Origin of the sequence: Prevotella sp. E13-27 (assembly GCF_023217965.1) — a bacterium.
Lineage (GTDB): Bacteria > Bacteroidota > Bacteroidia > Bacteroidales > Bacteroidaceae > Prevotella.
In genome coordinates this window covers 1,225,968-1,239,288 of sequence record NZ_JALPSC010000001.1, presented here as the reverse complement: position 1 = coordinate 1,239,288, position 13,321 = coordinate 1,225,968, and the positions used below count along the sequence as shown (strand labels likewise).

Annotated in this window: 10 protein-coding genes and 1 pseudogene; 6 read left to right on the top strand and 5 right to left on the bottom strand. The window is 42.2% G+C overall.

Annotated elements, in window-relative coordinates:
* Positions 1–139: 139 nt before the first annotated feature.
* On the top strand, positions 140–2,956 hold the full coding sequence (locus M1L52_RS05105; protein ID WP_248613862.1) for a M16 family metallopeptidase: 2,817 nt from the start codon (positions 140–142) through the stop codon (positions 2,954–2,956).
* Positions 2,957–3,045: 89 nt separating this feature from the next.
* Here the strand turns inward: M1L52_RS05105 and M1L52_RS05100 are convergent, their stop codons facing one another.
* Positions 3,046–3,465: a hypothetical protein gene (locus M1L52_RS05100; RefSeq protein ID WP_248613861.1), complete on the bottom strand. Its 420-nt coding sequence runs from the start codon at positions 3,463–3,465 to the stop codon at positions 3,046–3,048.
* 198 nt (positions 3,466–3,663) lie between these two features.
* On the opposite strand from M1L52_RS05100, the gene M1L52_RS05095 reads away from it, so the two are divergent.
* The 5 genes from M1L52_RS05095 to M1L52_RS05075 all read left to right on the top strand — a co-directional run bounded on the left by M1L52_RS05095 (position 3,664) and on the right by M1L52_RS05075 (position 9,086).
* Positions 3,664–4,110: a hypothetical protein gene (locus M1L52_RS05095; protein ID WP_248613860.1), complete on the top strand. Its 447-nt coding sequence runs from the start codon at positions 3,664–3,666 to the stop codon at positions 4,108–4,110.
* A 35-nt stretch (positions 4,111–4,145) separates the two neighbouring features.
* Complete coding sequence (locus M1L52_RS05090) at positions 4,146–5,159, top strand: IS3 family transposase (RefSeq protein ID WP_248613859.1); 1,014 nt, start codon at positions 4,146–4,148, stop codon at positions 5,157–5,159.
* 253 nt (positions 5,160–5,412) lie between these two features.
* A complete protein-coding gene (gene tcmP / locus M1L52_RS05085) occupies positions 5,413–6,579 on the top strand; it encodes a three-Cys-motif partner protein TcmP (protein ID WP_248613858.1) in 1,167 nt (388 codons plus the stop codon).
* A complete protein-coding gene (locus M1L52_RS05080; protein WP_248613857.1) occupies positions 6,579–7,325 on the top strand; it encodes a phage Gp37/Gp68 family protein in 747 nt (248 codons plus the stop codon). The genes tcmP and M1L52_RS05080 overlap by 1 nt, the downstream gene beginning before the upstream one ends.
* Before the next feature lie 90 nt (positions 7,326–7,415).
* The gene (locus tag M1L52_RS05075; protein ID WP_248613856.1) at positions 7,416–9,086 is read left to right on the top strand and encodes an RNA-binding domain-containing protein; all 1,671 of its coding nucleotides are present in this window, start codon (positions 7,416–7,418) and stop codon (positions 9,084–9,086) included.
* Positions 9,087–9,622: 536 nt separating this feature from the next.
* On the opposite strand, the gene M1L52_RS05070 is transcribed toward M1L52_RS05075, so the two are convergent.
* The 4 genes and pseudogenes from M1L52_RS05070 to M1L52_RS05055 all read right to left on the bottom strand — a co-directional run.
* Positions 9,623–10,240: a hypothetical protein gene (locus tag M1L52_RS05070; protein WP_248613855.1), complete on the bottom strand. Its 618-nt coding sequence runs from the start codon at positions 10,238–10,240 to the stop codon at positions 9,623–9,625.
* Positions 10,241–10,328: 88 nt separating this feature from the next.
* Entirely contained in the window at positions 10,329–11,540 is a 1,212-nt protein-coding gene (locus M1L52_RS05065; protein WP_248613854.1) for an RES domain-containing protein, read from the bottom strand.
* 21 nt (positions 11,541–11,561) lie between these two features.
* Complete coding sequence (locus M1L52_RS05060) at positions 11,562–12,884, bottom strand: DUF723 domain-containing protein (RefSeq protein WP_248613853.1); 1,323 nt, start codon at positions 12,882–12,884, stop codon at positions 11,562–11,564.
* 192 nt (positions 12,885–13,076) lie between these two features.
* Positions 13,077–13,265 (bottom strand): annotated as a pseudogene (locus tag M1L52_RS05055) (exonuclease); the annotation flags it as partial.
* Between the last annotated feature and the right edge of the window lie 56 nt (positions 13,266–13,321).

The following is a 13,321-nucleotide window of genomic DNA, read 5'->3' as shown; positions in this document are numbered from 1 at the left end:
CTTTAATATTTAGCCTTTTTTTATACTGTTACTGTAAAAAGTAGGTAACTTTGTCGGGTTTTCGGGCTTTTTCCCCGACTGACATCAACTGAACACTTGCATTTCAAGACCAAACAAACCCTTATTATAATTAAAACGCATGAAACATTTTCGTTTATTCATGATTGCAGCAACACTCCTCATAGGAGCAACAGCTGCAATGGCACAGCAGATGCCTCCCATTCCTGTAGATAAAGACGTGAGAATGGGTAAACTGGACAATGGACTGACTTACTACATCCGTTTCAACAACTGGCCGGAGAACCGCGCCGAGTTCTACATCGCACAGCGCGTAGGCTCTATTCAGGAGAACGACCAGCAGCGCGGTCTTGCTCACTTCCTTGAGCACATGTGCTTCAACGGCACAGAGCACTTCAAGGGCAACGACATCGTGAAGTGGTGTGAGACCATCGGCGTGAAGTTCGGACGCGACCTCAACGCCTACACCTCTATCGACCAGACAGTCTATAACATCTCTAACGTGCCAACAACACGCGAGGGTATCATAGACTCATGTCTGCTCATCCTCCACGACTGGGCCGACGGTCTGCTGCTCGAGCCAGAGGAGATTCAGAAAGAGCGTGGTGTCATCCACGAGGAATGGCGCATGCGTACCAGCGCACAGATGCGTATGCTGGAGCGCGACCTGCCACGCCTCTACCCTAACTCAAAGTATGGTCACCGCATGCCTATCGGTCTGATGGAGATCATCGACAACTTCAAGCCACAGTTCCTGCGCGACTACTATGAGAAGTGGTACCGTCCCGACAATCAGGCAATCATCGTCGTAGGCGACTTCGACGTTGACAAGGTTGAGCAGAAGATTAAGGACCTCTTCGCTCCTATCAAGATGCCTAAGGACCCAGCACCTGTTGTGGCTGAAGCAGTGCCCGACAACAATGAAGCAATCATCGTTGTCGATAAGGACAAGGAGATGCAGTACTCTATCGTTGAGCTGATGTTCAAGAGCGATCCTATCCCCACAGAGATGAAGAGCAACATGCAGTATCTTGTTATCGACTATATGAAGGATGCTGCCATCGGCATGCTTAACGACCGTCTCGCTGAGCTGGCACAGAAAGCCGACTGCCCATACCTTCAGGGTTCTGTAGGCTACGGCAACTACCTTCTGTCAAAGACCAAGGATGCCTTTGAGGTAAGCGTTCTGCCAAAGGAAGGCCAGACCGAGGATGCACTGAAGGCTGCTCTCATTGAGGCTCGCCGCGCACGCGAGTTCGGCTTCACCGCCACAGAGTACAAGCGCTATCAGCAGAACTTCACCAGCGCACTGGACAAGCAGTATTCTAACAAAGACAAGCGCTACAACAACCAGTTCTGCCGCGAGTATGTTAAACACTACCTCGACAACGAGCCTATCCCATCACTCGACGACTACTATCAGGTGATGAAGCAGCTCGTTCCTGCACTGCCCGTTGAAGCTGTCAACGAGCTTATGAAGCAGATGTTCGAGGACACCGACTCAAACATGGTTGTGCTGAACATGAACCAGGAGAAGGACGGTGCCGTATATCCTACAGAGGCTTCACTGAAGAAAGCCATTGACGAGGCACGCGCCACAACGCTCGAGGCCTACGTGGACAATGTTAAGAACGAGCCACTGATTGCAAAGCTTCCAAAGCCAGGCAAGATCGTGAAGGAGGTTGCAGGCAAGAAGTTCGACTATAAGGAGCTGACACTCTCTAACGGCGCAAAGGTATTGCTGAAGCACACCGACCTGAAGAAAGACCAGGTCATCATCACCAGTGAGGGCTTCGGCGGCTCTTCACTCTATGGAGAGAAGGACTTTGCAAACATCAAGATGTTCGACGATGCCATCGAGGCCAGCGGACTTGGCAACTTCTCTCACACTGAGCTCGAGAAGGCTCTCGCAGGAAAGATTGCCAGCGCAAGCATGATGCTTGGCACTACACGTGCAAACATCACCGGCTCATCAACACCTACCGACGTGGAGACAATGTTGCAGCTCGTATATCTCTACTTCACCAACATCAAGAAGGATCAGGAGAGCTACGACAACATGATGAAGACCACAGAGCTCATGCTGAAGAACAAGCTGCTACAGCCAGAGGCTGTGTTCAGCGACTCACTGACTCTCACTTTCCAGAACCACAGCAAGCGCTTTGCTCCGTTGACAATGGACGGTCTGAAGAATGTAAGCTATGACCGCATACTCGAGATGGCTAAGGAACAGACTGCAAACGCTGCCGCCTACACCTTCACCATCATCGGTAACTATGATGAGGAGACCATCCGTCCGCTCATCGAGCAGTATCTGGCTTCACTGCCTGCACAGAAGAAGGTTGTGAAGGGCAAGGATGTTGACGAGAACTTCAAGGGTCAGGTGAAGAACATCTTCACACGCAAGATGGAGACACCGAAGGCTTTCTCTGTCATGGTGTGGTACAACGAAAAGATGAAATACTCTCTCGACAACATCATCCGTGCCGACATGGTTGGTCAGATTCTCACAATGATCTACACTGAGAAGATTCGCGAAGAGGCATCAGCAGCCTACAGCGTGATGGCACAGGCTGGTCTGCAGCGCGACGACTACCGCACTACTGGTCAGGTGCTCGTTTACTGCCCAATGAAGCCTGAGAAGGGTGACATCGCCGTTAAGATTATGGACGAAGAAGTTCAGAACCTCGCCAAGACCGTTGACGCAGAGAAGCTCGCCAAGGTCAAGGAGTACATGCTGAAGGCTATCGATGACCAGGCAAAGACCAACAACTACTGGATTCGCCAGATCAATCGCTTCCGCGAGTGGGGCATTGACACTCACACAGACTTCAAGAAGGTTGTAGAGGCTCAGACTCCTGCTACCATCGCTGCCTTTGTTAAGGAGCTGCTCAAGAGCAACAACAAAGCTGAGGTGACAATGCTTCCAGAAGAGTAAGTAAGAAACAAATACAAAAGAAAGCCACCAAAACCGTTACTTCTCGGTTTTGGTGGCTTTCTTTTATTGTTTTATGTGATCTATAAATCTTAGTCCTTTTCGAATACTGCACCAACCCAAGCTGTGTTTGGAGCATCTGTAAACGTAAGCTTACCACTGCTGTAACGGAACTTCAAGTTTGCTGATGTTGTCTCCGTCTTGTCTTCATCAGACATTACACGAGTACCCTCGCATACTACTTCACCATTTGACTTGTAAGAGAATTTGAAAGCGAATGCACTCTTACTGATGATGTTGTTATGACTTACATTACCCGTACCTGTACCTGCGGAAGTGAAACTAAAGCTCATGGAATACTTACTTGCGCCTGATGTCTTATACCATGTTCCAACAAGGCCACTTGGAATAGCTACGCTGTCATCGTCATCATCCTTACTGCAAGAGACCAAACCAACACACAAAACTGCCATCAACATGATGGTCATCCAACTCATAATGTTCTTTTTCATAAAAATAACTGTTTTAAATTAATAAATTTATAGATTTCATTTTCTATCGTGCAAAAATAGGTATTTTTTCAAAAATAGTGAATACTTTCCATAAAAAGTTTCATTTTTTATTCTCATAGAATAATAATTCAGCGTTTTTTCGTAACTTTGACTCCGTCTTGCCCTGAAAAACGTTGAATGAAAAAACAACGTTTTAAAATGGAGAAAACAGAAGATTTAAAGTTACAAGAACTAGCGTTTAACAAGCGAGTGAGTACACGACAGAAGACATTGGAAGAAAAACGGATGATAGTCAGTTCCCATCTGTTAAATCATGTACCAATTAGTCAACTAAGTGCTAATTTTGGTGTCAACAAGGTGACAATTTACAGATGGATTCGTACCTTTGCAGACGGAAAGGTGCCTATTAGAAGAAGTGAAGGCACTCCAGAAGTCAAACCAAATCCGTCTAGTATGTCTAAGAAGAGTCAGAAAGCAGTGGAGACGGAGGCCGAGGAACTGATCCGTCTCAGGGAAGAGAACAAGCGTCTGGCGGAAGCATTGAAGATGTCTGAGTGGATGAATCACGCTAAGGACGTAATGATCGATGAGGCCGAAAAGACATTCAATATTCCGATCAGAAAAAAATCTGGTGCCAAACAGTAAAGACGCTTGCCGCAGAGAAGGTCAAAGGCCAAACCATGGGCCTTCTCTGCCGGCTGTTTGGCAAGAGCTGGCAGGCATATTACCAGCACAAGGAGACGTTAGGCAAGCAACGACTGACGGAGGAAATGGTCATCCAGTTCATTAAGGATATACGCGAGCTCGACCCCGGACTTGGTGGTGAGAAACTTCACTACATGTATCGCGAGCGCTTTGGAGCTGATTATGAATATATGGTGGGACGTGATAAGATGGAAGCGATAATAGCCCGTAACGGATTGAACGTGAGGCTCCCCAGACGCCATCCCCGCACGACAGACTCCACTCACGGGCTGCCTACGTATCCGAATCTGGTAAAGGATTTCATACCGATACGCAAGAATCAGGTGTGGGTGACAGACATCACCTATATCCCTATTTGGAATTATGACGGCAGCTATGATTTCTGCTACCTGTCGATGATAACGGACAGCTATACCAAGGAGATCATCAGCTGGTATGTTGGCGAGACGATGGGAGCCTGGTGTAGCGTAGAATGCCTCATGAAAGCTCTTGAGAAGCTACCCGTAGACGAGGTTGTTAATCTCATCCATCACTCAGACAGAGGCGTACAGTATGTCAGTGCTGCATATACATCACTGCTTATCGAGGCTGGTATCAAGATTAGCATGACGGAGAGCGGCGATCCCAAGGACAATGCAGTGGCAGAGCGCCAGAACAACACCGTCAAGAACGAACTGCTCAAGGACATCAAATTCCACTCTATAGGCGAAGTGAGGAGGGCTATGGAAAAGGCTGTGGCCTTCTATAACAATGAACGTCCACACATGTCGCTGAACAACATGACGCCTCGTCAGGCAGCATCTTGTACGGGTAAAATACAGAAAAAATGGATCAGTTACAGAGAAAAGTACCTCGAAAATTTGGAAATTCAAGAAGGGGCATGTACCTTTGCACCGCAAACCCTGAATATGATTGAACGGCTTTCCGCGGAGCCTATTCAACAAAAACAAGGGTTAAGGGAGAATCATTCAACTTCTGCCAGGGGTTAGAATTAAGGTACCCAACAGGCATTCAACCTATGGCAGGGTTAAGGTAAAAACCATTCAACTTTTTCTAGGGTAGTACATAATGGTGCAGAACATCCTGAACATACAAAAGCGGATTATTGTGTTTATGATTATATGAATCACAACTATGGATATACTCAAAAATGGGTGGATTTCCTGATAGTTAAGATGAAAGATGAAATAGAATACCAATCATTGTACACCTAAGCAAATGTGCAAATTTAGTAAAAAGTATATGTATGGTAAATTCACAGAAAAAATAGAAAAGTGTTTTTTTGAGAAACAGACTCTTTCATCAAGAGTAAAGGCAAGCATTGTGTCTGAGTATTTTCCCAAATATTGCAAAATAATTGTCAAAAGACATGTGCCAGAGCGTATTGGCTATTTTGATTTATTTGCAGGACCTGGAAGATATGAAGATGGAAATGTGTCAACACCATTGTTGATTGCAAAAAAATGCAATAATGACAATATGCTTAAGCAAAAAGTGTGGATGGTCTTTAATGATAAAGAATATTCAGAACAATTGAAAGAGAACTTTTTAAAACTATATCCAGAAGGGACGTTTTACTATAAACCCCATTTTGGACATAGTGCAGTAGGAGAATGCGAAGCGATAAATGAATTTATCACTCGTAATCCCATGAGAAATGGTAAGAATGAATGCCCGTCAGTATTATTTATTGATCCATTTGGATATAAAGGAATTGATACGAGTATTTTGTCTCAATTCTTGAATTATTGGGGGAACGAACTTTTCATTTTCATAAATACCAAAAGGATAAACCCTGCGTTAGAAAATGAAAAGTTTGAGCCTCTGATGCGTTGTCTGTTTCCGCATAGTTTTGATAGCCTTAAGGTTCTTGTAAGAAATAAAACTAGGGTTGCTGAAAGATTGCAATTTATTATTGACAATCTAGGTAAAGAATATGATAAAATACTTGGAGGTAACGTCTATTACACAGCATTTAAGTTTCAAGAAGAAGACGTAGAAACGACAAGTCATTTCATCCTTCATTTGACAAAATCAAAAAGAGGGTTTGATCTAATCAAGCAAATTTATAATGACTTTGCTAATGTAGGAACTATTTTTGACGGTGTAAACACCTATACTTTTGATGTAAAGAAAATACTCAATCCTGTTGAAGATTTGTTTGATATCGCATCTGAGAACATTGATGCGCTTAAAGACAAATTGTTTGCTGCTTATAAAGGGAGAAGAATATCTGCATTAGATGTTTTCGAAGAGCATCAAAAGAAAGAACTTTATTGTCGTAGTCATTATACAGAAGCATTAAGAAGACTACATAGTGAAGGCAGATTGTCCTCTGTTTATCAGGACAACAAACAACACACGGTTAGTGTTTTGTTAATAAAGGAATGTATATTAAATTTTAAGTGATGGCAGAAACAAAAATAGAGTGGACAGATAAAACATGGAATCCTGTTACTGGCTGTACTAAACAATCAGATGGTTGTGCTCATTGCTATGCGGAAGTGATGGCAAGGCGATTAAAAGCAATGGGACAAAAAAAATACATAAATGGGTTTCAACTAACAATACATGAAGACGATTTGGATGAACCATATAAATGGAAGGGAAGCCATAATGTGTTTGTGTGTTCTATGGCAGACATCTTTCATAAAGATGTTCCTTTTGAGTTTATAGACAAAGTGATGGATGTAATAAGGGATACTCCACAACATCGTTATCAGATACTAACTAAAAGAGCTGAGCGAATGGAAGAGTATTTTAAAAACAGAAAGGTTCCAAATAATGCATGGTTAGGTGTTACTGTCGAGAATAAAAAGACGAAATATCGTGTGAATCATTTGTCCATGATAGATGCAAGAATCCATTTTTTGTCCTGTGAGCCTTTATTAGAAGATATCGGGGAATTAAACCTTGAAAATATCCAATGGATTATCGTTGGAGGTGAAAGCGGTTTTCTGGCAAGACCAATGAAAGAAGAATGGATATTAAATATTAGAGAGCAAGCAAGCCAGCATAATATACCATTCTTTTTTAAACAATGGGGTACTTGGGGACAGGATGGAACTAAGCGAAATAAAAAAGCGAATGGGAAATTGCTACAAGGAGAAATTATACAGCAGATGCCAGAAATAAAGACAATCGCCACTGATTAATATGTGATTCTGTAGAATTAACAAGCAAAGGAATCATATTTAGCAGGCAACAAGCGTTATATATAAGTCGGATTAACAAACGTACAAGATATGACAGAGCAAGCATTACAACAATATCTCATCAAGCAATACCCCAAAGAGGACGAGGGTTGTGAGTGGAAGGAGTTCAAGAACTTGAAGAATGACTTCAGCGGTCATGAGAAGGATGATGTCATCTCCTACGTGTCAGCACTGGCTAACATGGAGGGTGGGCATCTGGTTGTTGGTGTTGAAGATAAGACTTTGAAAATAGTTGGGACGGATACATACAACTATACAACTCAGCAAGCGACACTTCGACTGACTAATCTGTGTGCCAACCTGTCAAGCGAAGGTCTGGATATAGAGGAGTTCATCACGGAGGACACCCATAAGAAAGTTTGGGTGATTCATATTCCAAAACATCTGCCGAAGTTACCTGTCTATGCCCATAACAAAGCATGGCAACGGATAGAGGACTCGCTGGTGGAACTGACACCGGAACGTCTGAATGCTATTTTGGAGGAAACAAGTCCAACATACGACTGGTCTGCAGAAATCGTCGCAGAGGCTACACTTGATGATTTGGAGCCAATGGCTCTGCAAAAAGCTCGTGAAGAATATAAGTCTGTTCATCCGAAGTTAGCAACCGAGGTTGATACTTGGGATGATATGGAACTGCTTGGCAGGGCTGGTGTTGCGGTTAAGGGCAAACTGACGAGGGCTGCCATCTTGCTTCTTGGTAAGCCTACAGCCGTCCATTATCTGGCCCCATCCGTTGCCACTATTACATGGGTACTGATTGATGGGCAATATGAGAAGAGGGATTATGAGCATTTCACTATTCCGTTCCTTTTGACAGTAGATGAAGCCCTTGCCAAAATCCGAAATCTTAATCAGCGGATATTGCCTGGTGGAACACTATTCCCAGACATTGTAAAACAATATGACGAGTATAGCATCCGTGAAATCTTACATAATGCTATCGCTCATCAGGACTATACCATGCAGGAAAAGGTGACGATGGTTGAGACTCCTGACTCTGTGACATTCTCTAATGGCGGTTACTTCCTGCCTGGTTCTGTACGCAATGCCATTGAACAGACGGGACCACAGAAGTATTACCGCAACTATGCACTTTGCCAAGGAATGGTGAACTTCAATATGATCGACACTATCGGTCGTGGAATACGGAAAGTGTTCACTGAACAGCAGAAACGTTTCTTCCCCATGCCTGACTATCAGATAGACCAAGCCAAGAAAGAGGTAACGGTTAAGATATACGGCAAACTTATCAATGAGCAGTATTACCGCTTGTTGAAAGCCAATCCAGATCTGTCGCTGTACGACTGTATTGCACTTGACATGGTGCAAAAGCATGAAAAGATTGACAAGGATATTGCTTCACGTTTGCGCAAACTACATCTTGTAGAAGGGCGATATCCAAAGCTGTTCCTATCTGCTTATACCGCCAAAACTGTCGATGACAAGGAATTAAAGACAGAGTATATTCGGAACAAGAGTTTCAATGACCTCCACTTCAAAGACATGATAATTCAGTATCTGCGCTCATTTGGCGGAGCCACAAGAGCAGAACTTAATACGCTGTTGCAATCCAAGTTGTCTGATGTGCTCACCGAGGAACAAAAGATAAGGAAGATTGGTAATATGCTGTCTGCACTGAAGAAACAGGGAGTCATTAAACTAGTAGAAAAGAAGAAGTGGGTTTTAGTCGAAGTTTAGTCGAACTTTTAGTCGGAGTTTAGTCGAACTAACAGCTTCAACATGGCTGAAATGCTGAAAACAAAGGAAAATCGACGCATCACTATATGCCCCCATTTAGTCGAACTTATGACTTGGATTTAAGTCGAAGTTATGTGGTGTTTATGTACAAAAGATCGCTAAAAGTAGTCGAAACCTTTTGACTATTTGGGAAATGTTTTGTACCTTTGCAACCAAGATGAGCGTTCTTTGGTTTGGTGAGAAATGTGTAGGAATATGTAAGTCCTCTCGTTTCTAAAGTGTTACCAGTCTCTTTCTTATTCAAATGTAACTCACTGATATTCAAATCAATAATAGGAGTTCTACTGTTTTGCAACTGTACTCAATTCCACATTCTGCTATGAAATGCACTCAATGAACACCCGATGATGTGTCACCAGCCGTTTTATGGCCCATCATCGGGTGCAAAGCTAATCATTCTTTCTGAAAGAACAAAATCTATTCACATCTTTTTTCCTGGGCCTGTTCTTTTTTATTATCTACAGCCTTTCCTTTTACTATTTATTCATCTGTTGTTTATAAAAGTCCACCACTTCTCGCATTGACATGATGTACATTTTGAGCCTCTTACCGTCGAGAGGTGTGCGACTGCCGTCCATCCAACTGAGTTCCTGGAATTCTATGCAGAATGTGTAGTAGTCAATCCTGCCCTGTTGATACCATAGCAGCGCATCGGCATAGACGGAGTAGTACAGGTTGCAGAAAGGCTTGAAAAAGATGAAATGCTCATCGTCCTCATACACCCTCTTGCAGAACTCCTCCACGACGGCAAGCACAAACACCTCGTCGCTGTACTCTTCCAGCAGCCGCTTATATGCCCTGTAGGTATCGATGGAGTCGTTCACCCTGTCATCTGGTGTGTCGAGGAAGTCCGCAGCCGAATGGTGGACGATAGTTATCTGATTCATCATCTCTGCCTGCCGCTCTGCCTCCTGATACGTCATTTGGTGCATGCTCATAGCCAACTGTCTGTAATCCATCATCAGGTGATACTTGACATACGTCAACGTCAGCTTGCAGGCCAGCGTAATGTCAAGGCTTCTCTGGCGACGATGGGCAGACATGCCTTGTTGTAGACGTAGGTTGTTGAGCGTTTCTTTGGAGAAGTAACTCATAGTATTTGGGGCTCATTAGTTATGTTATGCATTAGAGATTGGCGATGTCGTAAGAACACATCTGGCATCGCCAATCTTAATCTAACCATCACCTTACTTCATCTGGAGAAAGTTTTCTTAGTTGGTTCTTCAAGGTAATGGAGAATAAGACCCTACTTAGTAGGATGGTTTGGTCGCCATTGACCAACTTCCAGCCTGAGAATTCTCTTATGACACCTATTCGGACAGTCTTATCTAATGCTGTAATATCGTCTATTTGGTTCTCCTTAACCTGGGTGTTCATAAATTCAGCCAATCCGTTAAACAACTCGTCGCGATGAAAATTGACGGCTTGGGTAAATGGCACCATCTCTGAGCTTACCATCTTATTATTGGCATCAAGAATCTTTCCGTCCGCCAAATCAACACTGCGCCCTGTAGTGTTGAAATACGTCGGCACAATGTCAATGATGGAACTCTCGTCTATAAAGGATGAATACCAAACGATTCTACCACCCTCATTGATTCCTATCTTCTCATATTTCACTGACCGCATATCTGGTGCCAATCGCCCTTTGATGACACATTCCAATTCGAGATGCTTGTCAACAAATTCAGGTTTTAGAGCGATGTTTACTTCATCTGATCCACCTGCTGCAACACTTGGATAGGCAATGCCGTCATAATGGGCCTCAATTTTGTTTCCAACAGAGTCTTTAATAGAACCATTGGCTGAATATATACAATTGGCAATGAACGAAGAACCTAAATATTTCCCAGCATCCTCGTCTGACATCATTAAATAGCCCAACCGCTTCAAATACAGTCCCAACTCGCAATTCACGATGCATGGGTCTGTTATCGTAAAAGTGCTATGAGCATCATTTGTTGTACTTATCCCCCATGCTGGTGTTGTGCGATACAGATGCATGTTCGAGTTGGGCTTGATTCTCCATTTCGCCATGTATGCTTCGTCACCGATGTTGCTGTCTTTGCTTATCTCCTTGAAGTTGGTCTTTATATGTTCAGAAGCATAGAAGATGGACTGACCTTCATAGTTTGCCCTCCCTATTTTGGGCTTTCCGTATTTGTTCAAAAATAGGGGAACATAGGAAAATGTTGCAGGACTTGACAAATCCTCATCTAAGCCGACGTCCTCTGCAAGTCGACCACGAAAAAGGTACGTTGAGCCATTGAAAACACACGGAGCGTTTAGGATAATCGGTATAACCTTACCCTTATACTTGTTTTCAAACTCGGTTTTGTTAAGAGTTTTGGAATCACCAATAACTCTATCAAGAAGTTCTATAAACTGTTTCATATAAATAGTTATTATATGTCATTAGTGACTAATGACTTTCAAGAAATCTTCAATCAATATATTTATGTCACCCATCTTTGTATATGGGATTTCCAATAGCCTTATATTATTGTCTTTACAATACATTCTTACTGTTTCGTCTCGATTCTTTTGTTTCTGAAAAACTTTTTCTCCACCCCAAAAATCTACAGCCCCATAGTGCTGTAGGCCATTAAATTCAATTATAATAGAATCATTTGGCAAAAAGAAATCGACGTAGATGTATTTATTCTCGCAGAAAGAATAATTATTTGTAAAACGATATTGAGGAATATACTTAATACCATGCTTCTTTAAAAAATGAGCAATTGCATCTTCTCCTTTAGAGTTCTTACAATAAGGACATCCGCTACCTGTTAGGTGTACATAACTATTTTGTTGAAAGTCCCCATGTTTAGGACAAGTTATATGAACTTTCTCATTGAACCCTTTGTATTCAGTCTTCGAATAATCGTATCTGTCACCATGAACTTCTTTAGCCATTTTTATAAATTCTTCAGTTGTTCTGAATTTACCAATACACTTTGGACAACCATGGCCTTGTAAATGCATGTGTGGAGTTTGCCAAAAACTTCCATGCTTGCGACATATTATTTCTAATTTCCTTCTCATCCCTTTATAAATGGATTTCGAATAATCAAACGAATCTCCATGAGTATCTTTAGCTCTTTGGATAAATAATGATTGATCAAATAATCTCCTACGACTATTCTTTTCATCATAACATTTTCTGCATCCACTTTTTTTTAAATGATGAGTGGGTAATTGCTCGAAAATGCCATGTTTCGGGCATATGATTTTTACATTAGTTCGATCATTGACATAATCTACAAGTGAATAGTCATATTTGTTACCATGAACCTTTTGAGCCTCAATAATAAACTCTTCTGTAGTCTTTTTATGCGTTTTATTACACATAGGGCATCCGCTACCCTGCAAATGTTTTGTCGGTGTTTGTAAGAACGGCCCATGCAAAGGACAAATAATTTCAACGTGAGAATCACAACCGTTATACTTGACTGAATCATAACAGTATGATTCTCCATGAATAAGTTTTGCTTTTTTTATAAAATCTTCAGTAGTTTTTCTATTTGATTCATTTCTACTATCTATAGCGCATCGTGGACAACCATGTCCTGCTAAATGTATTGAGGCTCTCTGATAATAAGCCCCATGGACAGGACATATAATCTCAACATTTAAATCACCTCTTTCGTATATAACATTATCGTAACAATATCTACCTTCGCCGTGCTTTGCAATAGCACGACTAATAAACTCTTCTGTGGTTAATTTCTTAGGCATAGGGCATCTATTTAGGGAATGTTTGTTTATACTTGAAAACCATTGTGATATGGTTCAATTTAGGATGTCTTTCGTTGAAAAATTCCATCCAAATTTAAATTCTTTCTCATTGTTTTGTATCAATATTTTCTTGTGCAAAATTATAATCAACTATGTATGACACCAAAATCCGACATTATGTCAAGGGACAGGTCATTCAAATATCTTTCTTGCTATCCAAGCACATGCTTCTGCATATGACAACGCATTTTGGTAGTTCTCGGATTGATAACCACAGGCAGCAGCAACGGTGTACAGCTGATGGTATGGTAAATCGGGGAACTTTTGTTTCGAGGCGATGAGGGTGTCATAAAACTCATAATTAGGATATTCCATTTGATAGGCACAACTGGAACGCAGGGACAGGTACTGTTTCACTCCCGCAATTCAATGTTTAA